The organism is Pseudomonas oleovorans subsp. oleovorans (genome assembly GCF_002197815.1).
Taxonomy (GTDB): Bacteria; Pseudomonadota; Gammaproteobacteria; order Pseudomonadales; family Pseudomonadaceae; genus Aquipseudomonas; species Aquipseudomonas oleovorans.
Map to the genome: position 1 here is coordinate 1 of NZ_NIUB01000042.1, position 20,484 is coordinate 20,484.

The following is a 20,484-nucleotide window of genomic DNA, read 5'->3' on the forward strand; positions in this document are numbered from 1 at the left end:
ATGCCGTTTGAGTTGCTTGCGGCATTTGACCTGCTCATGGCTGTCGACACCATGAACTTGAAAAACCTGCTTTGCCAAATCCACGCCTATGCGTTTAAGTTTCATGCGGGCTCCCCCTCCGGGATTGTTTGTTTCGTAACCTTCAGTCTGGCGCAATGACGCCGTAGGAGGGAGGAGTCCATCTCATTGGGCTACGGTCGATTTTCCTCAGTCGTGGTGCTTCAGCTCGGGCAGCCCAGCCGCTCGCTGAGAAAATCGAGAAAGCAGGTGATGCGTGACGCCAGCGCGGTGTTGCGGTAGTACACCGCGTTGATCGGCTGGCGCACCTCCACGCGTTGCTCGGCCAGCACCTCCACCAACGCGCCGCTGGCGCGGGTGGCATCGGTCATGAAGTCTGACAGGCACACCAGACCTTCGCCGGCCAGGGCCAGTTCGAGAATGGTGTCGCCGCTGGAGGCGCGCAGGCTCGGGGTGATGCGCCAGCGCTCGCCGAGGGCATGGCGCAGAGGCCATTCATTGAGGCTGTCGGGCTCGGTGAAGCCGATCAGGCTGTGCCTGACCAGATCCTCGGTACGCGTCGGCGTGCCATGGCGAGCCAGATACTCGGGGCTGGCCAGTACGCGGCGGCGGCTGTGGTAAAGCGGCCGGGCGTGCAGGCTGGAGTCCGGCAGGTTGCCGATGCGGATGGCCAGGTCTGTGCGGCGTTCCAGCAGGTCGATGATACGGTCGTCGCTGTGCAGCTCCAGTTCGATCTGTGGATAGAGCGCACGAAATTCGCCGATCAGCGGCACGATCACGTGCAGCATGAACGGCGAGGCAGTGTTGATCCTCAGGCGCCCGGCCGGTGCCTGGCGGCGCAGGGTCATCTGTTCCTCGGCGTCCTCGACACTGGCGAGGATGCGCCGCGCCTGGGCCAGGAACACCTCACCCTCCTCGGTCAGCTCCAGGCGCCGCGTGGTGCGGCGTAGCAAGGTGACGGCAAGTTTTTCCTCCAGCCGGCTGAGGGCACGGCTGACGCCGGACGCGGTTTGCTCCAGCTGCTCGGCGGCGGCGCTGATCGAGCCGCAGTCGACCACGCTGACGAAGGCGAGCATTTCATCCAGGCTGGTTTTCATTGTTGATCTTCAGTCAAAGGTGCTTGTGGAGCTTCCGGCTTTTTCCGCAGGAGTCTGGCGCGGATACTGCGCCACCTCAACCCCGTTCGCCGCCGGGCAAGGTTCTGCAACTTTTGCCTGATCGATGGTGCCGAATCTTTCGATACTCGTTGCGCCCCGATGCTCGGCCAGCGTTTCCCGATCTATGAGGAGCTTCTCATGAAATTCATTCCCCCTTCGGCCTCGGCACCTTCCGTCTCAAGGATCAGGTCGCCGTCGACTCGGTACGCACCGGTCTTGAATTGGGCTACCGGCATATCGACACGGCGCAGATCTACGGCAACGAGGCCGAGGTCGGCCAGGCCATTGCCGACAGCGGCGTGGCGCGTCGCGAGCTGTTCGTCACCACCAAGGTGTGGACCGAGAACCTCGGCAGTGGCCGGGTGATTCCCAGCCTGCGCGAGAGCCTGCAGCGCCTGGGCCTGGAGCGGGTCGACCTGACCCTGATCCACTGGCCATCGCCGAATGATGAGATTCCCGTGGCGCATTATCTGGGCGAGCTGCTCGAGGCCAAACGCCAGGGGCTGACCGCGGCCATCGGTGTGTCCAACTTCACCATCGCCCATCTGCGCGAGGCCATCGATGCGGTGGGGGTGGAAGAGATCGCCACCAATCAGGTGGAAATCCATCCGCTGCTGCAGAACCGCAAGTTGGTGGCATTCGCCCGTCAGCAGGGTATCCATCTGACCGCCTACATGCCGCTGGCCTACGGCAAGGTGCTGGCCGAGCCGGAGATCCAGCGCATTGCCGCTAGCCATGGCGTCAGCCCGGCACAGGTTGCCCTGGCCTGGTCGCTGCAGCAGGGCTATACGGTGATCCCCTCCTCGACCAAGCGCGAGAACCTGGCCGCCAACCTGGCCGCTGCCGAGCTGCGCCTGAGCACCGAAGACATCACAGCCATCGAGGCGCTGGATCGTGGCGAACGCGTTGCCAATCCAGGCTTCGCGCCGCGCTGGGATTGAGTACTGCGAGTGTGGCAGGGGCTTTAGCCGCGACCTTGGGCTCTATCGGCCGCCGGCGATATCGATCAGCGCGCCAGTGGTGTAGCTGGCCTTGTCATCGAGCAGCCAGACGATGGCTTCGGCGACTTCCTCGGCACGCCCGGCGCGGCCCAACGGTGTCGCCTTGCCCAGGCGCTCGGCACGGTCCGGTTGGCCACCACTGGCGTGAATCTCGGTATCGATCAGCCCTGGGCGCACGGCGTTGACCCTTACCCCTTCGCCGCCCAGCTCCTTGGCCAGGCCGCGAGTCAGCACGTCCATCGCGCCTTTGGCGCCGGCGTAGTCGACGTACTCGAAGGGCGCGCCAAGGCTCGCGGCCACCGACGACACCAGCACCATCGAACCACCCTCGCCACCACGACTACGGGCCATGCGCCGGGCACCTTCGCGAGCGGTGAGATAGCTGCCCAGCACATTGACGTCGAACATCCGTTGCAAGCGCTCGCCGCTCATCTCCAGCAGCGGCATGGGTGGGGCGACGATGCCGGCATTGACCACCAGGCCGTGCAGCGGGCCGAACTTGCCCATGGCCGCGAACAGGCGCTGTACATCCTCTTCAACCGCCACATCGCCGGGCAGGGCGATGGCCGTGCCGCCCATGGCCTCGATCTGCGCCACCACCTTGTCGGCGGCGTCACGGTCACTGCGATAGTTGATGCCGACCGTCCAGCCGCCAGCGGCGGCCAGCAGGGCAGTAGCGCGGCCGATGCCGCGGCTGGCGCCGGTAATCAGCAGGTTCTTGCGCATTGGGCCTGGCTCCCTGTAGTCGTGCCTGCTAAGGCTGCCCGCTTTTCGTCGTCTGCGCTACATCCACCCCAGCCAACGCCACCAGGTCAGGGCGAACACCAGCATCAGCCCGTAGCCAGCCAGCGTCAGCCAGATGCCGGTGCGCAGGAATTGCCGGGCGGTGAAGGTATCGGTGCCGATACAGACCATGTTCTGTGGCGCGTTGATCGGCAACAGGAAGCCGAAGCTGACCACGTAGCCGAGCAGCATGCTCATGCCCAGCGGGTTGATGTCTCCGCCAAGCTGCAGCAGCAGGGCAATCATGATCGGCAGCATCGCCGAGGTCAGCGCCGTGGCGCTGGCAAAACCGAGGTGAATGATGATCAGAAAGCCACCGAGTACGGCGAACACCCAGAATGGCGACAGCCCATCCATGCCCAGATGGGTTACCAGCAGTTTGGCCAGCCAGGTGCCGGCGCCCGTGGCCAGCACCGCACCACCGAGGCTGATGCCAACGCCGAAGACGATCACCGTGCCCCATGGAATGCGCGGCTGTGCCTGCTTCCAGCTCATTACGCCGAGCCCTGGCATCAGCAACGCCGCCAGGCCCACCAGGGTGGTGGAAGCGGTGTCGAAGCTGTGCAGCTTGCCCTCGGTGGCCCAGAAACCGAGCAAGGTGAGGACGATGGCCAGCAGCTTGCGCTCATCGAAGGTCATCGGTCCGAGTTCACTGAGCGCCTTGCGCACGGCCTCCTTGCCGCCTTCGATGCGATCGGTTTCCGGCGGCATGACGCGTAGGATCACCCAGTAAAGCACCGCTGACATCAGCAGACTCCAGGGTGCGCCGGCGATCAGCCAGTCAGTCCAGGTCACCGATTGGCCGAGCAGCTTCTGCATGAAGCCGGCGGTAAGTAGATTCTGCGCCGCCGAAGTCTGGATGCCGACGTTCCAGATGCTGGTGGCCTGCGCCACCAGAATCATGATGCCACCAGCGAAGGCCGAGCGCTTGTCCACGCCGAAGGCGGCGATCACCCCCATCATGATCGGCACCATGCAGGCCACCCGCGCCGTGGCGCTGGGTACGATGAAGCTGAGCAGAATGGTCACCACGATGGCACCGAGCAGCACGCGATGGGTGCTGGCGCCGACCTTGGACAGAGTCAGCAGGGCAATGCGTTTGTCCAGCCCGGTCTGGGTCATCGCGGCGGCGATGAACAGTGCCGAAGCCACCAGCGCCAGTGCCGAGTTGGCAAAACCGCTGAGGGCCATGTTCAGGGCATCCTTGGTGCCGATGAGCTTGTCCGGGTCGGCCAGGGTCGGTGCGCTGCCGAGCAGGAAGGCCATCAGCGCCAGGATCATGATGGCGCTGACCTCGTAACTCACGGCCTCGCTGATCCAGACGATCACCGCGAAAGCGAGAATTGCCAGCATGCGCTGCCCGGCCAGTGGTAATCCGGCCTGTTCCGGCAGGAAGATGATCGCCAGGCCGGCAAGCAGCGCGAGCAACAGCCCCCAGGGTAGGCGCAAGGACGGGGAAATAGCGTTAGCGGACATGCTGGCGAGACTCCGACGAATGGCAAATCCAGACTATGCACCGCTGACGCGGGTCATCCATTGCCTCGGATCAGTGTTCTGGCCTGATGGGTGTTCGTCAGCGGAGTCGGGGGTTACCATGCCTGCCCTTTCGCTTGACCACACGCTGCTCGCTCATGAAACCCGCCTCCCTACGTGCCGACCTGCTGGCCGGCCTGACCTCGTCCTTCGCCCTGGTTCCCGAGTGCATCGCCTTCGCCCTGGTGGCGCAGGTCAATCCGCTGATGGGGCTGTATGGCGCCTTCATCATCTGCACCCTCACCGCCCTGTTCGGCGGCCGGCCGGGCATGATTTCCGGCGCGGCCGGGTCGATGGCGGTGGTGATCGTCGCCCTGGTGGTGCAGCACGGCGTGCAGTACCTGCTGGCCACGGTGCTGCTGGGTGGCCTGATCATGCTCGCGTTCGGCTTGCTGCGCCTGGGCAAACTGATCCGCATGGTGCCGCACCCGGTGATGCTGGGTTTCGTCAACGGCCTGGCGATCATCATCGCCCTGGCCCAGTTCGAGCACTTCCAGCACGACGGCCACTGGCTGCAGGGCAAGGCGTTGTACCTGATGCTCGGTCTGGTGGCGCTGACCATGCTCATCGTCTACCTGCTGCCGCGCCTGACCCGCGCGGTGCCTCCAGCGCTGGTGGCGATTCTTGGCATCGGTGCGCTGGTTTATCTGCTGGATCTGCCCACACACACCCTGGGCGACATGGCGCAGATCGCCGGCGGCCTGCCGAGCCTGATGTTGCCGGACATTCCCTGGAACCTGGACACCCTCGCCATCATCGCCCCCTACGCCATCCTGATGGCCCTGGTCGGCCTGCTGGAAACCCTGCTGACGCTGAACCTGACCGACGAGATCACCGCCACCCGTGGTCATCCTGATCGTGAATGCGTGGCGCTCGGCGTGGCCAACATGACCTCGGGCCTGTTCGGCGGCATGGGCGGCTGCGCGATGATCGGCCAGACCGTGATCAACCTCAACTCGGGCGGCCGTGGACGGCTGTCCGGCGTGGTCGCCGGGATGATGATCCTGCTTTTCGTGCTGTTCCTCTCGCCGCTGATCGAGCGCATCCCACTGGCGGCGCTGGTCGGTGTGATGTTCGTGGTGGCGCAGCAGACCTTCGCCTGGGGTTCGCTGCGCGTCGCCGGCAAGGTGCCGGCCAACGACGTGCTGGTGATCGTCGCGGTGACCGCCATCACCGTCGCCACCGACCTGGCCACCGCCGTGCTCTGCGGCATCGTCATCGCCGCGCTCAACTTCGCCTGGCAGCACGCCCGCGAACTCTATGCCGACAGCGATATGCAAGCAGACGGCAGCAAGCTGTACCGCGTGCACGGCACGCTGTTCTTCGCCTCCTGCACCACCTTCCTAGCGCAGTTCGAGCCGGCCGACGACCCGCAGCAGGTGACCCTGGACTGCCGCCACCTGAGCTTCGTCGACTACTCGGCCATCGCCGCGCTGAAGACCCTGCGTGAGCGCTACGAACGCGCCGGCAAGCACCTGCGCGTGGTGCACCTGTCCGAGCGTTGCAAGCAGTTGCTCAAGCGGGCGGGCTCAGAACACTGATCGCGTAGGGTGGGTAGCACAACGCGAAATCCAGGCGATAAACCATGAAAAAGCCGCTGACGGATCGCTCCGCCAGCGGCTTTCTCGTCTGCCAGAGAGGCTATCAGCGGCGCGCGCCGCGTACCCCTTCGGCCAGCTCGCGGCACAGGCCGAGCACGCCGTCGACGGCCTGCTGCGGGCTTTGTGCCTCCGCGATCTTGTCGATCAGCGCCGAGCCGACCACTGCGCCGTCGGCGCGTCGGGCCACTTCCGCGGCGTGTTCCGGGGTGCGGATGCCGAAGCCGATGCACAGTGGCAGGTCGGTGTGGCGGCGCAGGCGCGCCACGGCTTCCTCGACGTGATCCATGGTCGCTGCTCCGGCGCCAGTCACGCCGGCCACCGACACGTAGTAGACGAAGCCGGAGCTACCGGCCAGCACGGTGGGCAGGCGGTCGTCGTCGGTGGTCGGCGTGGTCAGGCGGATGAAGTCCATGCCTGCGCTCTGCGCCGGTTCGCACAGCTCGTCGTTATGCTCCGGCGGCAGGTCGACCACGATCAGACCGTCGACGCCGGCCTCTTTGGCGTCGCTGATGAAGCGCTCGACGCCGTAGACGAAGATCGGGTTGTAGTAGCCCATCAGCACCAGCGGCGTGCTCTGGTTGCCTTGGCGGAATTCACGAACCATCTGCAGTGTCTGCTGCATGCCCTGCTTGCCGGCCAGCGCGCGGATGTTGGCGAGCTGGATGGCCGGGCCGTCGGCCATCGGGTCGGTGAACGGCATGCCCAGCTCGATCACGTCGGCACCGGCGTCCGGCAGGCCCTTGAGGATGCTCAGCGAGGTGGCGTAGTCGGGGTCACCGGCGGTGATGAAGGTCACCAGCGCGGCGCGGTTTTCCGCTTTCAGTTCGGCGAAACGGCTTTGCAGGCGGCTCATGCGTGTTTCTCCTGTTCGCCCATGTGGTGCATCACGGTTTGCATGTCCTTGTCGCCACGACCGGACAGGTTGATCACCATGAGGTGATCCTTGGGCAGCTTCGGCGCACGTTTGAAGGCTTCGGCCAGCGCGTGGGCGCTTTCAAGGGCCGGGATGATGCCTTCCAGGCGGCAGCACTGGTGGAAAGCGGTGAGCGCTTCGTCATCGCTGATCGGTACGTATTCGACGCGCTTGATCTCGTGCAACCAGGCGTGTTCCGGGCCGACGCCGGGGTAGTCAAGGCCGGCGGAAATCGAGTGGGCATCGGTGATCTGGCCGTCCTCGTCCTGCAGCAGGAAGGTGCGGTTGCCGTGCAGCACGCCCGGCGCGCCGCCGGCCATGCTCGCCGCGTGCTTGCCAGTGTCGACGCCGTGACCGGCGGCTTCGACGCCGACGATCTGCACGCCTTCATCATCGAGGAAGGGGTGGAACAGGCCGATGGCGTTGGAGCCACCGCCGATGCAGGCTACCAGCGAGTCGGGCAGGCGGCCTTCCTTCTCGAGGATCTGCTCGCGCACTTCGTTGCCGATCACCGACTGGAAGTCGCGCACCATGGCCGGATACGGATGCGGGCCGGCGGCAGTACCGATCAGGTAGAAGGTGTTGTGAACGTTGGTCACCCAGTCGCGCAGGGCTTCGTTCATGGCGTCCTTGAGGGTGCCGGTGCCGGCGGTAACCGGGATCACCTCGGCGCCGAGCAGCTTCATGCGGAAGACGTTGGCCTGCTGGCGCTCGATGTCGGTGGTGCCCATGTACACCACGCACTGCATACCGAAGCGCGCGGCCACGGTGGCGGTGGCCACGCCATGCATGCCGGCGCCGGTCTCGGCGATGATGCGCTGCTTGCCCATGCGCTTGGCCAGGAGGATCTGGCCGATGCAGTTGTTGATCTTGTGCGCGCCCGTGTGGTTCAGGTCTTCACGCTTGAAGTAGATCTTCGCCCCGCCGAAGTGCTCGGAGAGGCGTTCGGCGTAATACAGCGGGCTGGCGCGGCCGATGTAGTCGCGCTGGAAGTAGGCCAGTTCTTCGAGGAAGGCCGGATCGCTCTTGGCCTTCACGTATTCGGCGGCCAGCGAGTTGATCAGTGGCATCAGGGTTTCGGCGACGAACTGACCGCCGAAGCGGCCGAACAGGCCGCGAGCGTCGGGGCCGGTGCGAAATGAGGTCATGGCGTGCTCCTTGTCGACAGCGCTGTGCTGGCAGGGCGAGTGAGTGATGGGGCCATTCTATCCCCATGGGACGCGGCGAAAAGCGATTTGATTGAGATGACTCGTCAGAAAATCTCACGGGTCATGTCTGTGCGCCATGCCACATTTCCCTACTCGCCGCCGGGCGGTACAGAACTTGGACGCGCCTGATCAGTCCCAGCAGCTGCGGCCAGGGGGCCGTTCTTCCAGGGAGAAAGCGAATGCACAAGGTATGGATAGCGGGCGCGATGCTCGCAGTGTCGCTGGGCACGGCTCAGGCGCAAGCACTGGATCTGCATGGTATTGGCGTATCGCGTGATGTGCCGTGCAAGGGGCAGGACGTGATCGTTACCGGCAACGGTAACCAGTTTCGCCTCACCGGTGACTGCGGCCAGATCGAGGTCAATGGTTCCGATCAGCAGGTGAGCTTCGGCAAGGCCGCCGGCCTGGTGGTGACCGGCTCGAAGAACCGCATCGAGGGCGAGCGCGTCACCAGCCTCGAAGTCAGTGGCAGTGAGCACCAGGTTGAAACCGAGGTGCACGGCAATGACCAGCAACCGGCTCAGATCGCCATTTACGGTGATAGCAACGTGCTCGAACTCGACCTCGATGGCCCGACGCAGATCGAAGTAAACGGTCTCAACCAGCAACTGACCTGGAGCGGTGACGAGCCGCAGATCGAGACCACCGGCGTCGAGCACCGTATCAAGCAGGACTGATCGGTGCGGCAGGTTGGCGCCCGGCGGTGAACGTGATTAGATGCCCCTGAATCGTCAGAAAAAATCACCTCTCCCATGAGCCGCGACCTGCCCCCACTCAATGCCCTGCGCGCCTTCGAGGCGGCCGCCCGCCTGCAAAGCGTCAGCCGCGCCGCCGAGGAGCTGCACGTCACGCACGGTGCAGTCAGCCGGCAGATTCGTGCACTGGAAGAACAGCTTGGCGTTAGCCTGTTCGACAAGGACGGGCGTGGCGTGAAACTCACCGATGCCGGCTTGCGCCTGCGTGATGTCAGCACCGAGTGCTTCGAACGTCTGAGTAGCGTTTGCGCCACCCTGCGTCGCGAAACCGAAGATCGCCCCTTCGTGCTCGGCTGCTCGGGTAGCCTGCTGGCGCGCTGGTTCATCCCGCGTCTGGATCGCCTGCAGCGCGAGCTGCCGGAACTGCGCCTGCAATTGTCAGCCAGCCAGGGCGAGCTGGACCCGCGCAGCGCCGAGGTGGACGCCACCCTGCTGTTCGCCGACCCGCCGTGGCCGAGCGACATGCAGGTATTCGAGCTGGCGCCTGAGCGCATCGGTCCGGTGCTCAGCCCGCGTTATGCCAATCATGCACAACTGAGCGCCGCCAGCGCCGACGCGCTGTATGCCGAACCGCTGCTGCACACCACCTCGCGTCCGCAGGCCTGGCCGCAGTGGGCACAGGCGCAGGGACTGGCAGCCGAGCGGCTGCAACTGGGACAGGGTTTCGAACACCTCTATTACCTGCTGGAGGCTGCCGCTGCGGGTCTCGGCGTGGCCATCGCGCCACAGACATTGGTTGCCGACGACCTGCGCGCTGGCCGCCTGGTCGCGCCCTGGGACTTCGTCGAAACCACGGGCAGTCTGGCGCTGTGGACACGCCGCACCGATCAGCGCAGCGAGCGTCTGGCGCAGTGGCTGCGTAAGGAGTTGACCGACAGCGCGGCGCAGGTGCGTTAGCACGCGCTTATGAAACCCGTGCACGGCAGGCTAGTCTTAACAAAATCTTTCACACCACAGGAGCTTCATCATGTCCGACCACCACACCTACAAGAAGATCGAAATCGTCGGCTCGTCGCGCACCAGTATCGAAAATGCCATTGAGAATGCCCTGGCCGAGTGCGCCAAGAGCGTGCGCAACATGGACTGGTTCGAGGTAACCGAGACCCGTGGCCATATCGAGAACGGCAAGGTCGGCCATTACCAGGTCACCCTCAAGGTCGGTTTTCGTCTCAGCGGCAGCTGACAGGCACTCAGCCAAGCGAGCCGCCGGCCGCTCGAAGCACAGGGCTGTGGCGCCGCGCACAGTGATGAACGCGGTCGCTGGCGAGGCGCAGCGGGTTCGGGCAAGCTGCCCGGGCCGATTCAGGGAGGAATGCCATGTTCAGACCGTTGCTGCTGATCAGCCTGCTGTCACTCGCAGGCTGCGTCGACAACGAGCCACCGCTTGCCGAGGAACGTCGCCTGCTGCTCAGCGGCGAGGACTTCGCCAATTACGAGGCGCCGCAGGAGGGTCGTTACCAGAAGCTGGTGACCTATGCCACGCGTACCATCGACCTCAATATCGAGAGCCGCAGCAGCGACTGGTTCTATTTCTACAGCGGTGTCTCTCTATCCGTGCGCCGCTGATGCGCTGATGACCAGCTACGCCGAAACCTTCGGTGCGTCGTTCGGCCTGCACCACAGCGGGCTCGAACAAGAGGATCTGCTGCTGGAAACTACGCTGGCCAGCCGTGCCAGTCTCAAGCTGCTGACCCAGGACGGCGAGCCGGTGGGCAACCTGTTCTATGCCACCGTCGGCAACAAATCGATGTTCACCCTTTTCACCGGGGTGTACTTCGAGCAGGCCGAAGACTTCAAGGCATTCATCGCGCCCAAGCTGCTGCAACTGCGTGAATACCAGCACAGCGACCCCATACTGACCTGGGCGGGCAACACGTTGGGCCTGGGCAGCGACTGAGCGGCGCCCGGGCCGAAGACGCTCAGCCGAAGAACCAGTAGGTCACGGTGATCGCGGCAATGACTCCGGCCAGCTCCGCCAACAGGGCGCAGCCCACCGCATGGCGCGCACGCTGAATGCCGACGGCGCCGAAATACACCGCCAGCACGTAGAAGGTGGTTTCCGTGCTGCCCTGGACGATCGCCGCCGCCAGCGCCGGGAAGCTGTCCACACCATGGGTCTGCATGGTCTCGATCAGCATGGCGCGTGCCGCGCTGCCGGAAAACGGCTTGACCAGCGCGGTGGGCAGCGCATCGACGAAGCGCGTATCCCAACCGAAGGTTTCCACCAGCCAGCGAATGCCGTCGAGGCCGAACTCCAGGGCGCCGGAAGCGCGCAGCACGCCGATTGCACAGAGCATCGCCACCAGATACGGCAGCAGGCTCTTGGCGATGTCGAAGCCTTCGCGCGCGCCTTCGATGAACTGCTCGTAGACCTGGACCTTGCGCAGTGCGCCGACCACCAGGAAGGCCAGAATCACGCCGAACAGGGTCAGGTTGCCGAGCAACGACGAGAGCGCCGCCAGGGCAGTGGCGCTGAGCCCGGCGAGCAGGGCCATGAAGCCACCCAGCAACAGGGCACCGGGAATCAGATACGCCAACACCACCGGGTCCCACAGGCGCAGGCGCTGCATCACGGCCACCGACAGCAGGCCGACCAGGGTCGAGGCGCTAGTCGCCAGCAGGATCGGCAGAAACACCAGAGTCGGGTCTTCCGCACCCTGCTGCACGCGGTACATGAATATCGACACCGGCAGCACGGTGAGCGACGAGGCGTTGAGCACCAGAAAGAGAATCTGCGCGTTGCTCGCGGTGAGCTTGTCCGGATTGAGCTCCTGCAGGCTGCGCATGGCCTTGAGGCCAATGGGCGTGGCGGCATTGTCCAGGCCCAGGCCGTTGGCAGCAAAGTTCATGGTGATCAGCCCGAGCGCCGGATGGCCGCGCGGCACCTCCGGCATCAGTCGCGCGAACAACGGGCCGAGTACACGCGCCAGGGCATCCACCAGGCCGGCTTGCTCGGCGATGCGCAGCAGGCCGAGCCACAGGGTCATGGTGCCGAACAGCAGCACCATCACTTCCACCGACAGCTTGGCCATGGCGAACAGGCTCTCGACCATGGCGCCGAACACCGCCGGGTCATCGCCGATCAGCCAGCGGGAGAAGCCCGCGACCGCTGCCACCAGAAAAAAACTCAGCCACAGGCCATTGAGCATGCCGTACCCCCTCGTCGTTCTGGCGGGGGATGATAACGCGTCGCCCCATTCCATGGGACGTCCGGCAAACTGCCGTTACGTGGTCCTTCGGCGGTCAGGTCGCTCCCAGCCTCGATAAGCGGGCACCATGCCTAGTACCAGTTGGGATCACTGCGCAGTTGTTCCACCAGCATCTGCTGGACCTCCTCGTCCGGGTCGCCCAACCAGCGCAGGCTGGCGTGTTCACTGGGCGCGCGATCCTCGGGCAGGCCATCCGGCACCTGCACATACAGCGCATAGGCGTCATCGTTCTCCCACTCGAAAGCGACATAGAGGCGCTGGCTGAAGCAACGCTGCGCTTCGCAGACCTGGCCGACCAGGTAGCGATCACTGTCGGCTTCCACGGCCTGCATCGGGGTGGACAGGCCACTGAGGTTGATCAGCCAGTCCGGCAGGCGCTCTTCGTCTTGCACCAAATCCTGCCAGGCCTGGCGATACTCGGCGTTGCCGGCCAGCAACTCGCCCGGCTGGAAACTGGCGTCACGGTCGGCGGCCTGAGCCGCCAGGGCGCCGCCCAGCAGCAGGGCGGCGGCGATGGGGTAAATCGACTTCATCAATGACACCTCCCTACAGGCGCGGGCGACGGCCCATGACGAACGAGACGATGAACAGCACCAGGAACACCACGAAAAGAATCTTGGCGATGCCTGCGGCGGTGCCGGCGATACCACCGAAGCCCAGTACGGCGGCGATGATGGCGATGATCAGGAATGTGACTGCCCAACTCAGCATGGTCGTTCTCCTCGATGGATCAGTGGTCAATGGCCCTGGCAGGCCATGACCTTGCGCATTACTCGGGTTCATAGGCGGATGGCTGAAAGTCCGGCTATCCGTACCGGTCGTTCCTGACCGGCTGCCTGAGAACAATGTTGCAGAGCCCGTGCCAGGCCTGAGATTTAGATAAATTCCTTTTAAATCATTGAGTTGAAAATTATCGAGAAGAGGTAAGGGCGGGCATCCTGCCCGAATGGCACTGGCCTGATCGTGCGTTTTGCCCGATCAGTCACCGGCCACGGCTCGCCAGAGTGGTCGCCCGCCGACTGCACAGTCGGTATACTCGTTGCGCCCGCGTGCCATGCGGGTTCCGCGCTCAGAACAACAACCGCGCCACGAGCCTCGAAAGCATGAACGACTACGAACAGGAAGACCCGATTCCCCAGGGCGACCTTGCCCTGCAGATCACCGCGCTGCCGCGTGAGACCAATGGTTTCGGGGATATCTATGGCGGTTGGCTGGTATCGCAGATGGACCTGGCCGGCACGGCCATGGCCAGCAAGATCGCCGGTGGCCGCGTCGCCACTGTCGCCATCGACCGCATGGCCTTCCTCGTGCCGGTGGCGGTGGGTGCGCAGTTGTCCTTCTACACTCAGGCGCTGGAGATTGGCCGCAGCTCGATCCAGATGATGGTCGAGGTGTGGAGCGACGATCCGCTGTCCAATGAATGGCGCAAGGTCACCGAAGCGGTATTCGTCTTCGTCGCCATCGATGGCAGCGGCCGCACCCGCCCGGTGCCGCCACGGCGCGGCTGAGCCGAGCAGATAGCTTTCGGCAATATCCTGTAACGAAAGCGCCGACCCTGAGGCTAATGCCAGTCAGTTAAGCCGTTGCACTCGATCTTTGTAGGAGCCGGCTTGCCGGCGATCCGCCATAAAAAGCATCGCCAGCAAGCTGGCTCCTACGAAAAGCGCCCCCTCTACTGCAAGTAGGAGGGGGTGGTGACGAACTTATCTGATCAGCACTAGCCCTGAGGCCGGCGTTTTTCCGTGTGCCTGAAACCCGTTGGGGATCAGCCGCGGATGTTGTAGATGTCTTTCTCGTTGCTTTCCGCGTAGTCGTACAGGCGTTGCAGGTAGGCCTTCTGCTGTTCCCAGACCTTCTTCGCGACCGGGTCGGCGTTGGCCGAGGCCTCGACCACTTCGGCCGCCACTTCCTTCAAGCGGGCCAGCACTTCATCCGGCAGGCGGCGTACTTCCACACCGTCGGCCTTGAGTTGCTCCATGGCTTCCATGTTCTTGGCGTTGTAGTCATCGAGCATGTCGCCGTTGACGTCGCGGGCAGCGGCGCGAACGATGGCCTGCAGATCCGGCGGCAGGGTTTCCCAGGCCTTCAGATTGACGTCCAGCTCGAACAGTACGCTGGGCTCCTGCCAGCCCGGGGTGTAGTAGTACTTGGCTGCCTTGTGCAGACCCAGGGCCAGGTCGTTGTATGGGCCGATCCATTCAGTGGCGTCGATGGCACCGGTCTGCATGGCGGTGAAGATCTCACCGGCCGGCATGTTGACCACGGTACCGCCCATCTTGGTCAGCACTTCGCCGCCCAGGCCAGGGGTACGCATCTTCAGGCCCTTGAAGTCATCGACCGAGTTCATTTCCTTGTTGAACCAGCCTGCGGTTTGCACACCGGTGTTGCCGCAGGCCATCGGCAGCACGCCGAACGGCTTGTACACCTCTTCCCACAGCTGCTGACCGCCACCGCGATGCAGCCAGGCGTTCATTTCCTGAGCATTGGGGCCGAATGGCGAGGCGCAGAAGAACTGGGCGGCCGGCACCTTGCCTTTCCAGTAGTACGGCGCGCCGTGACCCATTTCGGCGGTACCGCGGGAGACTGCATCGAACACTTCCAGTGCCGGCACCAGCTCGCCTGCTGCATACACCTTGACCTTCAGGCGGCCGTTGCTCATTTCATCGACCAGCTTGGCGAAGCGCTCGGCTCCCACGCCGACGCCCGGGAAGTTTTTCGGCCAGGAGGTGACCATCTTCCAGTTGAAGGTTTGGGAACTCGAACCCTCTTGAGGTGCTGCGGCGCTCTTGGCATCTTCCTTACAGCCGGCCAGGGCGGTTGCGGCAAGGCCTACGCCCGCGGCGGCGAGTATGTCGCGACGTTTCATGCAATGCTCCTTCTTGTTGTATTGGTCTTGCCACGGGATCGCCGAAGGTAGACCGGACGTGAATAACATAGGGGGTCGTGACCTACAAGCCTAGCTACTACGACTAAAGTTTTACGGGCATTGCTGCAATACCGGTAGCCTGCATAGAATCGCCGGCCTGCAGCCCATAAGGACGCGGGCGGCGTGATATGCAGCCAACAGGTTCGCTGTCCTGTCTCCTACTCATAACGATAAAGGACTCACTATGTCCGACAAGCCTTCATTTCCCCTCGCTCTTGCATACCTGATCGATGCCCTCAACAGCTGGTTTGGCAAGGCCTGCGCCTGGCTGACGGTTTTTCTGGTAATCGGCACCGCTGTCGTCGTGGTGCTGCGCTACGGCTTCGGCATCGGCGCCACGGCCCTGCAAGAGGCGGTGCTCTACGCGCATGCACTGGTGTTCATGGGTGCAGCGGCCTGGGTGCTGCAACGCAACGGACACGTGCGTGTGGACATCTTCTACCAGAAGTTCAGCGGCCGCCGTCAGGCGCTGGTCGAGATCTTCGGTAATCTGCTGTTCCTGCTGCCGGTCGCGCTGTTCCTCGGTTGGGCCAGTTGGGATTACGTCAGCAACGCCTGGTCGACTTTCGAAGCGTCCAGCGAATCTGGCGGCCTCAAGTTCGTCTACCTGCAGAAAAGCATCATCCTGGTACTGGTCGTCAGCCTGGTACTGCAAGGTATTTCCAATCTGATCAAGGCAATCTACGTCTTCAGCGGTCGCCTGCCAGCTCCGGAGGTGAAACATGGCTGAGTTGATGGCGATTCTGCTGTTCGTCAGTATTTGCGTGGCCTTGATGGCCGGCTTCCCTGTAGCGTTCACCCTGGCTGGCGTTTCCCTGCTGTTCGCCGCCATCGGTGTCGTCACGGGCACCTTCGACCCCGGTTACCTCAGCGCACTGCCGAACCGTCTGTTCGGCATCATGAACAACCAGACCATGCTGGCCGTGCCGCTGTTCGTGTTCATGGGCGTGATGCTGGAACGTTCACGGGTGGCCGAGGACTTGCTCGAGTCCATGTCGCGCCTGTTCGGCACCCTGCGTGGCGGCCTGGCGATTTCCGTGTGCGTGGTCGGCGCCCTGCTGGCTGCTTCTACCGGTATCGTCGGTGCCACCGTGGTGACCATGGGCCTGCTGGCACTGCCGACCATGTTGCGCCGTGGCTATGATCCGGCCATTTCCACCGGCACTCTGGCTGCTACCGGTACTCTGGGGCAGATCATTCCGCCGTCCATCGTGCTGGTGCTGCTGGGTGACGTGATGTCCAGCGCCTATCAGCAGGCGCAGCTGAAGATGGGCATCTTCTCGCCGAAGACCGTCTCGGTTGGCGACCTGTTCGTCGGCGCTCTGCTGCCCGGTCTGTTGCTGGTCGGTCTGTACATCGTCTACATCATTGCCGTCGCCATCTTCCAGCCGAAGAAACTGCCGGCACTGCCGCAAGAAGAACTCGGCCCGATCGAATGGGGCAAACTGGGCAAGGCGTTGATTCCGCCGCTGATCCTGATCGGCGCGGTACTGGGCTCGATCCTGGCTGGCTACGCTACCCCCACCGAAGCCGCTGCGCTGGGCGCAGTAGGCGCGATGCTGCTGGCCTTCAGCAAGGGCAAGCTGAACTTCGGCCAGCTCAAGGAAGTGGCCTACGGCACCACCGAAATCAGTGCCATGGTCTTCATGATCCTGATCGGCGCGTCCCTGTTCTCCCTGGTGTTCCGCGGCTTCGGCGGTGAGGCGCTGATCGAGGACGTGTTCGCCCAGCTGCCAGGTGGTGTGCTCGGCGCGTTCTTCCTGGTGATGGTGGTGATCTTCCTGCTCGGCTTCATCCTCGACTTCATCGAGATCACCTTCGTGGTGGTGCCGATCGTCGGGCCGGTGCTGCTGGCCATGGGGCTCGATCCGATCTGGCTGGGCGTGATGATCGCACTCAACCTGCAAACCTCCTTCCTCACTCCGCCATTCGGCTTCGCGCTGTTCTATCTGCGTGGAGTGACACCGGCGAGCATTCCCACCAGTACCATCTACAAAGGTGTGGTGCCGTTTATCCTGATCCAGATTCTGCTGCTGGTGATCGCCTATATCTTCCCAGGGCTGATCACCTGGCTGCCGGAGCAGGTCTACGGCAAGTAAGTCTCGCTGGCTGGTTTGGCAAAACGCCCGTCCTCGTGATGGGCGTTTTGCTTTTTGCGTTGTCACACTATTGGTCATCTATCTCAACGAGAGGTCGTCATGAGCACCGCCCAAGTCGAACGCGTGGAACTGGATCAACTGGTCTGCTGGCGCATTCGTGCTGCCGGCAGCGAATTGCTGGTAGCCCAGCAGGGCGCGCAGATTCTCAGTTACCAGCAGGGTGAGCAGCCGCCGCTGATCTGGCTAAGCCCGGATGCGGCCTATCAGCGTGGCCAAAGCGTGCGCGGTGGTGTGCCGGTGTGCTGGCCCTGGTTCGGAGATCTACGCCGCAATCCGCAGGCCGTGCAGGCGCACTATCACCTCGAGCAGGCGCCGGCCCATGGCCTGGTGCGTGCATTGGACTGGGAGTTGCTGGGCATCGACGAGGGGGGCGACGCCGTCACCCTGCGCTTTGCCTACGACACGCGCACTCAGCCGCTGGAGGGCTGGCCCAGAGATGTCGGCCTGACCTTCGTCGTGCGCCTGGCAGACGATCTCGGCATGAGCCTGGAAACCCACAATCGCGGTACGGAGCCGCTGACCCTGAGCCAGGCGCTGCACAGCTACTTCGCCGTCAGCGACGTGCGCCAGGTCAGCGTCGAGGGGCTGCAGGGCTGCCGCTATATCGACACCTTGCAGGACTGGCAGGAGCTGCGTCAGCAGGAAGCGCTGGTGTTCGATGCGGAGACCGATCGCATCTACTTCGACACCGCCGCGCGACTGAGCATCGTCGATCCGGGCTGGGGTCGGCGCATCCACCTGGATGCTCGTGGATCACGTTCGGCTGTGCTGTGGAATCCCTGGGTCGACAAGGCCAAGCGCCTGTCGCAGTTCCCCGATGACGCCTGGCAGAACATGCTGTGCATCGAAACGGCCAATGTGCTGGAGGACGTCGTACAGCTGAACGCTGGCGAACGGCATCGTTTGGAGCTGCGCCTTTCGAGCGAGCTGATCGGCTAAACATCACATCCGCAGTGGAGCGGCACTGCGAATCGCAAGCACGCCGCAAACCGGACGCCTACGCAAGGCGGTTGGTGGCCTGCCAGTTCTTCATGGCGCCTGCCTCTCCAGGGCTTGCCGCAGATCGTCTGCGCGAGTGAAGACCTGCTGCGCGACGATCTGCAGACCATCGAGTTGCAACCACAACACCTGCCCCTCGCCAGCCTGATAACGCGGGGCGATACGGGCGTCGCGGTCGAGGAGGATGCGGTAGTTGTAGTCGCGCATCTTCGGTATGGCGAAGAGGGTGGCGATGACGCTGGGCATGCGGCTGATATCGGCGAGGAAGACCGCGTGGCGCTCGTCTAGGTAGCCCTTGGGCTTGCCTTCCAGGGCAGCGTTGACCAGTTTGGCGCCGTCCATGTCGCGGGCGACCAGCAGGATGTGGGTCTCGTCATTCAGGGTATAGGGCACGTCATGCTGATCCAGTAGCGTCCAGGGTGCCAGGCGTTCGCCAGGCTCCAGAGCCAGTACGGCGGTAGACAGCAGACACAGCAACAACAGGGCGGCAGCTTTCATGCGCAGACTCCAGAGCAATCAGTAGAGGTCTTCGTCAGTTACCAGACGCACTTCGCCCGCTTCCATGGCATAGGCGGCGTCGGCCAGGTCGTTGCTGACCTGCTCCACCTTCAGTTCGCCACTGACCCACAGTGGGGCATAGATATCGTCAAGGACGATGCCCTTGGGGTAGCGCACCAGCACCAACTGATTGGGCGGCGGTGGCGGCACGTGGATGCAGGCGCCCGGATAGGGCACCAGGAAGAACAGGGTGCTGTTGCCTTTCTCGTCGGTTTCCAGCGGCACCGGATAGCCGCCCAGGCGGATGGCCTTGCCGTCGAGTTCGGGCACGGTCTTGGCGGAGTACATCACTGCCGGCAGATCCTGATCCTGCTGGCGCAGGCCGCCTTCACTGTAGAAGGTGCTGTCGCCTTCGGGGGTGTCGTGGCTGATGTCGGGCATTTCCTCGAGGGCCTTGCGGTCTTCGGGTGGCATCAGGTCGAGCCAGTCGGTTTCCGGCAGTTCGGCGTGGGCCAGGCCGGTACAAAACAGTAGGGCGAGCAGCAGGTGGCGCATGGGCTATGGCATCTCGTGGCGGCGTTAACGAGGAGCCGACAAGTCGGCTCCTGACCTGGGCTTGTCAGCCCTTCTTGATCGCGCCGTAGATTACCAGCAGGACGATGGCGCCGATCACTGCGCCGATGAAGCCGGCGGCCTGTCCGGCTTCGTAGATGCCCAGGGCCTGGCCACCGTAAGTGGCCGCGATGGAGCCCCCGATGCCGAGCAGGATGGTCATGATCCAGCCCATGCTGTCATCGCCGGGTTTGAGAAAACGTGCGATCAGACCAACGATCAGACCGATGAAAAGGGTGCCGATAATGCCCATTGGCGTGTCTCCTTGATAAGTGCCGCTCATGCGGCAGGCCCGTCATGGGACAAGTCAATGGGGCTATCAGTTCGCCTCGTCTGGCGGCAGAACGCCATAACGGTGGTAGATCAGGGCAACTTCGCCCTCTTCACGCATGCGTTGCAGCTCAGCGCCAAGGCGGTCGTAGAGTTCGCCTCGGTCGCTGTGGTAGCGCCTCAGCGATGCGCCGAAGTGGTTGCCCAGTACCTGCTGGTGGGTGTAGTGCGCGTAGCTGTAGTCGCGAAAGTTCATGGCCTGGAATTGCGCCTCCATCGGTGCAGCGTCGATCACCGCGATGGTATCCAGGCGCCCAGCCCGGAACATCGCAGCCAGTTGCGCATCGTCGCTGACATAGGCGCGATCGAGCAGGTCATCGCTGTCGAAAGGTTCGAAATAGGCCGTACCACGCTTGCCCCCCAGGGCCAGCTCGTACAAATCCTCGTAACGGCTCAGGCGCGCTTCCTGCCCGGGGCGCACGACGAAGCGCACATGCAGCGGCTGGTTGCCGATGCTGGGCAGGTAGTGGATATAGGCGCGGCGCGCCTCGGTCATGAGCACGCGCGGCACCAGGTCGATGCGCCCGGTGCGCAGATCGTCGAGGCTGCGCAGGAAGGGCGCCTGGCGCCAGTGCAGTTCGACACCGACACGCTGGGCAGCGGTTTCCAGCACGCTGACCAGTGGGCCGCTGGGTAGGCCGTCAACCACGCGCATCTCTGGTGTGCGCTCACGGAAATCGACGCGTAGTACGTCGTCCGCCGCATTGCAGGTCAGCGCGGATATCAGGGGCAGCAGGGCAGACAGGTACTTCATGCGGGACGCTCTTGAATGACTGCCATCA

The 20,484-nt window shown here is 63.7% G+C and carries 24 protein-coding genes and 1 pseudogene; 11 read left to right on the top strand and 14 right to left on the bottom strand.

The window, feature by feature from the left end:
- Window positions 1-105 (bottom strand): annotated as a pseudogene (locus PSOLE_RS23935) (IS110 family transposase); the annotation flags it as partial.
- 116 nt (window positions 106-221) lie between these two features.
- On the bottom strand, window positions 222-1,115 hold the full coding sequence (locus PSOLE_RS19740; RefSeq protein WP_074859801.1) for a LysR substrate-binding domain-containing protein: 894 nt from the start codon (window positions 1,113-1,115) through the stop codon (window positions 222-224).
- A gap of 203 nt (window positions 1,116-1,318) precedes the next feature.
- On the opposite strand from PSOLE_RS19740, the gene dkgB reads away from it, so the two are divergent.
- Window positions 1,319-2,116, top strand: coding sequence for a 2,5-didehydrogluconate reductase DkgB (dkgB, locus tag PSOLE_RS19745; protein WP_088339342.1), 798 nt, complete (start codon window positions 1,319-1,321; stop codon window positions 2,114-2,116).
- A gap of 42 nt (window positions 2,117-2,158) precedes the next feature.
- On the opposite strand, the gene PSOLE_RS19750 is transcribed toward dkgB, so the two are convergent.
- Window positions 2,159-2,902 carry an SDR family oxidoreductase gene (locus tag PSOLE_RS19750; protein ID WP_074859804.1) on the bottom strand — a complete coding sequence of 248 codons (744 nt, stop codon included), beginning with the start codon at window positions 2,900-2,902 and terminating at the stop codon, window positions 2,159-2,161.
- Window positions 2,903-2,959: 57 nt separating this feature from the next.
- Window positions 2,960-4,435, bottom strand: coding sequence for a DASS family sodium-coupled anion symporter (locus PSOLE_RS19755; RefSeq protein ID WP_074859807.1), 1,476 nt, complete (start codon window positions 4,433-4,435; stop codon window positions 2,960-2,962).
- Between the two features lie 155 nt (window positions 4,436-4,590).
- On the opposite strand from PSOLE_RS19755, the gene PSOLE_RS19760 reads away from it, so the two are divergent.
- Window positions 4,591-6,033 (top strand): SulP family inorganic anion transporter, encoded by a 1,443-nt coding sequence (locus tag PSOLE_RS19760; protein WP_074859810.1) that lies wholly within the window; start codon window positions 4,591-4,593, stop codon window positions 6,031-6,033.
- Between the two features lie 103 nt (window positions 6,034-6,136).
- On the opposite strand, the gene trpA is transcribed toward PSOLE_RS19760, so the two are convergent.
- Both trpA and trpB read right to left on the bottom strand, forming a co-directional pair.
- Window positions 6,137-6,946, bottom strand: coding sequence for a tryptophan synthase subunit alpha (gene trpA / locus PSOLE_RS19765; RefSeq protein WP_074859812.1), 810 nt, complete (start codon window positions 6,944-6,946; stop codon window positions 6,137-6,139).
- The gene (gene trpB / locus PSOLE_RS19770; RefSeq protein ID WP_074859814.1) at window positions 6,943-8,154 is read right to left on the bottom strand and encodes a tryptophan synthase subunit beta; all 1,212 of its coding nucleotides are present in this window, start codon (window positions 8,152-8,154) and stop codon (window positions 6,943-6,945) included. The genes trpA and trpB overlap by 4 nt, the downstream gene beginning before the upstream one ends.
- Window positions 8,155-8,393: 239 nt before the next feature.
- Here trpB and PSOLE_RS19775 point away from each other — a divergent pair, with 239 nt between their 5' ends.
- The 5 genes from PSOLE_RS19775 (at window position 8,394) to PSOLE_RS24820 (ending at window position 10,866) form a co-directional block, all read left to right on the top strand.
- Window positions 8,394-8,891, top strand: a complete 498-nt coding sequence (locus tag PSOLE_RS19775) for a DUF3060 domain-containing protein (protein WP_074859816.1) — start codon at window positions 8,394-8,396, stop codon at window positions 8,889-8,891.
- Between the two features lie 75 nt (window positions 8,892-8,966).
- Window positions 8,967-9,866, top strand: coding sequence for a LysR family transcriptional regulator (locus tag PSOLE_RS19780; RefSeq protein ID WP_074859820.1), 900 nt, complete (start codon window positions 8,967-8,969; stop codon window positions 9,864-9,866).
- Between the two features lie 70 nt (window positions 9,867-9,936).
- The gene (locus PSOLE_RS19785; protein ID WP_074859823.1) at window positions 9,937-10,152 is read left to right on the top strand and encodes a dodecin; all 216 of its coding nucleotides are present in this window, start codon (window positions 9,937-9,939) and stop codon (window positions 10,150-10,152) included.
- Window positions 10,153-10,286: 134 nt separating this feature from the next.
- Window positions 10,287-10,535 (top strand): hypothetical protein, encoded by a 249-nt coding sequence (locus PSOLE_RS24815; protein WP_241198077.1) that lies wholly within the window; start codon window positions 10,287-10,289, stop codon window positions 10,533-10,535.
- 7 nt (window positions 10,536-10,542) lie between these two features.
- Entirely contained in the window at window positions 10,543-10,866 is a 324-nt protein-coding gene (locus PSOLE_RS24820; protein WP_244597235.1) for a hypothetical protein, read from the top strand.
- Window positions 10,867-10,888: 22 nt separating this feature from the next.
- On the opposite strand, the gene PSOLE_RS19795 is transcribed toward PSOLE_RS24820, so the two are convergent.
- The 3 genes from PSOLE_RS19795 to PSOLE_RS19805 form a co-directional block, all read right to left on the bottom strand.
- Window positions 10,889-12,118, bottom strand: coding sequence for a nucleoside recognition domain-containing protein (locus PSOLE_RS19795; protein ID WP_074859827.1), 1,230 nt, complete (start codon window positions 12,116-12,118; stop codon window positions 10,889-10,891).
- Window positions 12,119-12,249: 131 nt separating this feature from the next.
- Window positions 12,250-12,711, bottom strand: coding sequence for an inhibitor of vertebrate lysozyme family protein (locus PSOLE_RS19800; RefSeq protein ID WP_074859831.1), 462 nt, complete (start codon window positions 12,709-12,711; stop codon window positions 12,250-12,252).
- A gap of 13 nt (window positions 12,712-12,724) precedes the next feature.
- Window positions 12,725-12,889 carry a DUF1328 domain-containing protein gene (locus tag PSOLE_RS19805; RefSeq protein ID WP_017676339.1) on the bottom strand — a complete coding sequence of 55 codons (165 nt, stop codon included), beginning with the start codon at window positions 12,887-12,889 and terminating at the stop codon, window positions 12,725-12,727.
- A gap of 392 nt (window positions 12,890-13,281) precedes the next feature.
- Between PSOLE_RS19805 and PSOLE_RS19810 the strand changes: the two genes are divergently transcribed.
- On the top strand, window positions 13,282-13,686 hold the full coding sequence (locus tag PSOLE_RS19810; protein WP_039964119.1) for an acyl-CoA thioesterase: 405 nt from the start codon (window positions 13,282-13,284) through the stop codon (window positions 13,684-13,686).
- Between the two features lie 257 nt (window positions 13,687-13,943).
- On the opposite strand, the gene PSOLE_RS19815 is transcribed toward PSOLE_RS19810, so the two are convergent.
- Window positions 13,944-15,044, bottom strand: coding sequence for a TRAP transporter substrate-binding protein (locus PSOLE_RS19815; RefSeq protein ID WP_039964122.1), 1,101 nt, complete (start codon window positions 15,042-15,044; stop codon window positions 13,944-13,946).
- Window positions 15,045-15,288: 244 nt separating this feature from the next.
- On the opposite strand from PSOLE_RS19815, the gene PSOLE_RS19820 reads away from it, so the two are divergent.
- From PSOLE_RS19820 to PSOLE_RS19830, 3 genes are all read left to right on the top strand, one after another.
- Entirely contained in the window at window positions 15,289-15,834 is a 546-nt protein-coding gene (locus tag PSOLE_RS19820; RefSeq protein ID WP_004422912.1) for a TRAP transporter small permease subunit, read from the top strand.
- The gene (locus PSOLE_RS19825) at window positions 15,827-17,203 is read left to right on the top strand and encodes a TRAP transporter large permease (RefSeq protein ID WP_074859838.1); all 1,377 of its coding nucleotides are present in this window, start codon (window positions 15,827-15,829) and stop codon (window positions 17,201-17,203) included. The genes PSOLE_RS19820 and PSOLE_RS19825 overlap by 8 nt, the downstream gene beginning before the upstream one ends.
- A gap of 99 nt (window positions 17,204-17,302) precedes the next feature.
- A complete protein-coding gene (locus tag PSOLE_RS19830; RefSeq protein ID WP_004422916.1) occupies window positions 17,303-18,202 on the top strand; it encodes a D-hexose-6-phosphate mutarotase in 900 nt (299 codons plus the stop codon).
- 90 nt (window positions 18,203-18,292) lie between these two features.
- On the opposite strand, the gene PSOLE_RS19835 is transcribed toward PSOLE_RS19830, so the two are convergent.
- From PSOLE_RS19835 to PSOLE_RS19850, 4 genes are all read right to left on the bottom strand, one after another.
- Window positions 18,293-18,760 (bottom strand): FAD/FMN-containing dehydrogenase, encoded by a 468-nt coding sequence (locus PSOLE_RS19835; protein WP_074859841.1) that lies wholly within the window; start codon window positions 18,758-18,760, stop codon window positions 18,293-18,295.
- Window positions 18,761-18,778: 18 nt separating this feature from the next.
- Window positions 18,779-19,315: a DUF3299 domain-containing protein gene (locus PSOLE_RS19840; protein WP_074859844.1), complete on the bottom strand. Its 537-nt coding sequence runs from the start codon at window positions 19,313-19,315 to the stop codon at window positions 18,779-18,781.
- A 64-nt stretch (window positions 19,316-19,379) separates the two neighbouring features.
- Window positions 19,380-19,625, bottom strand: coding sequence for a GlsB/YeaQ/YmgE family stress response membrane protein (locus PSOLE_RS19845; protein WP_074859846.1), 246 nt, complete (start codon window positions 19,623-19,625; stop codon window positions 19,380-19,382).
- Window positions 19,626-19,691: 66 nt separating this feature from the next.
- Window positions 19,692-20,456, bottom strand: coding sequence for a substrate-binding periplasmic protein (locus PSOLE_RS19850; protein WP_055986046.1), 765 nt, complete (start codon window positions 20,454-20,456; stop codon window positions 19,692-19,694).
- Between the last annotated feature and the right edge of the window lie 28 nt (window positions 20,457-20,484).

Excerpts from the sequence above, each read along its gene's own strand:
- PSOLE_RS19740 (WP_074859801.1), bottom strand. The coding sequence starts at position 1,115 with ATGAAAACCAGCCTGGATGAAATGCTCGCCTTCGTCAGCGTGGTCGAC.
- PSOLE_RS19750 (WP_074859804.1), bottom strand. The coding sequence starts at position 2,902 with ATGCGCAAGAACCTGCTGATTACCGGCGCCAGCCGCGGCATCGGCCGC.
- PSOLE_RS19755 (WP_074859807.1), bottom strand. The coding sequence starts at position 4,435 with ATGTCCGCTAACGCTATTTCCCCGTCCTTGCGCCTACCCTGGGGGCTG.
- PSOLE_RS19760 (WP_074859810.1), top strand. The coding sequence starts at position 4,591 with ATGAAACCCGCCTCCCTACGTGCCGACCTGCTGGCCGGCCTGACCTCG.
- trpA (WP_074859812.1), bottom strand. The coding sequence starts at position 6,946 with ATGAGCCGCCTGCAAAGCCGTTTCGCCGAACTGAAAGCGGAAAACCGC.
- trpB (WP_074859814.1), bottom strand. The coding sequence starts at position 8,154 with ATGACCTCATTTCGCACCGGCCCCGACGCTCGCGGCCTGTTCGGCCGC.
- PSOLE_RS19775 (WP_074859816.1), top strand. The coding sequence starts at position 8,394 with ATGCACAAGGTATGGATAGCGGGCGCGATGCTCGCAGTGTCGCTGGGC.
- PSOLE_RS19780 (WP_074859820.1), top strand. The coding sequence starts at position 8,967 with ATGAGCCGCGACCTGCCCCCACTCAATGCCCTGCGCGCCTTCGAGGCG.
- PSOLE_RS19785 (WP_074859823.1), top strand. The coding sequence starts at position 9,937 with ATGTCCGACCACCACACCTACAAGAAGATCGAAATCGTCGGCTCGTCG.
- PSOLE_RS24815 (WP_241198077.1), top strand. The coding sequence starts at position 10,287 with ATGTTCAGACCGTTGCTGCTGATCAGCCTGCTGTCACTCGCAGGCTGC.
- PSOLE_RS24820 (WP_244597235.1), top strand. The coding sequence starts at position 10,543 with ATGACCAGCTACGCCGAAACCTTCGGTGCGTCGTTCGGCCTGCACCAC.
- PSOLE_RS19795 (WP_074859827.1), bottom strand. The coding sequence starts at position 12,118 with ATGCTCAATGGCCTGTGGCTGAGTTTTTTTCTGGTGGCAGCGGTCGCG.
- PSOLE_RS19800 (WP_074859831.1), bottom strand. The coding sequence starts at position 12,711 with ATGAAGTCGATTTACCCCATCGCCGCCGCCCTGCTGCTGGGCGGCGCC.
- PSOLE_RS19805 (WP_017676339.1), bottom strand. The coding sequence starts at position 12,889 with ATGCTGAGTTGGGCAGTCACATTCCTGATCATCGCCATCATCGCCGCC.
- PSOLE_RS19810 (WP_039964119.1), top strand. The coding sequence starts at position 13,282 with ATGAACGACTACGAACAGGAAGACCCGATTCCCCAGGGCGACCTTGCC.
- PSOLE_RS19815 (WP_039964122.1), bottom strand. The coding sequence starts at position 15,044 with ATGAAACGTCGCGACATACTCGCCGCCGCGGGCGTAGGCCTTGCCGCA.
- PSOLE_RS19820 (WP_004422912.1), top strand. The coding sequence starts at position 15,289 with ATGTCCGACAAGCCTTCATTTCCCCTCGCTCTTGCATACCTGATCGAT.
- PSOLE_RS19825 (WP_074859838.1), top strand. The coding sequence starts at position 15,827 with ATGGCTGAGTTGATGGCGATTCTGCTGTTCGTCAGTATTTGCGTGGCC.
- PSOLE_RS19830 (WP_004422916.1), top strand. The coding sequence starts at position 17,303 with ATGAGCACCGCCCAAGTCGAACGCGTGGAACTGGATCAACTGGTCTGC.
- PSOLE_RS19835 (WP_074859841.1), bottom strand. The coding sequence starts at position 18,760 with ATGAAAGCTGCCGCCCTGTTGTTGCTGTGTCTGCTGTCTACCGCCGTA.
- PSOLE_RS19840 (WP_074859844.1), bottom strand. The coding sequence starts at position 19,315 with ATGCGCCACCTGCTGCTCGCCCTACTGTTTTGTACCGGCCTGGCCCAC.
- PSOLE_RS19845 (WP_074859846.1), bottom strand. The coding sequence starts at position 19,625 with ATGGGCATTATCGGCACCCTTTTCATCGGTCTGATCGTTGGTCTGATC.
- PSOLE_RS19850 (WP_055986046.1), bottom strand. The coding sequence starts at position 20,456 with ATGAAGTACCTGTCTGCCCTGCTGCCCCTGATATCCGCGCTGACCTGC.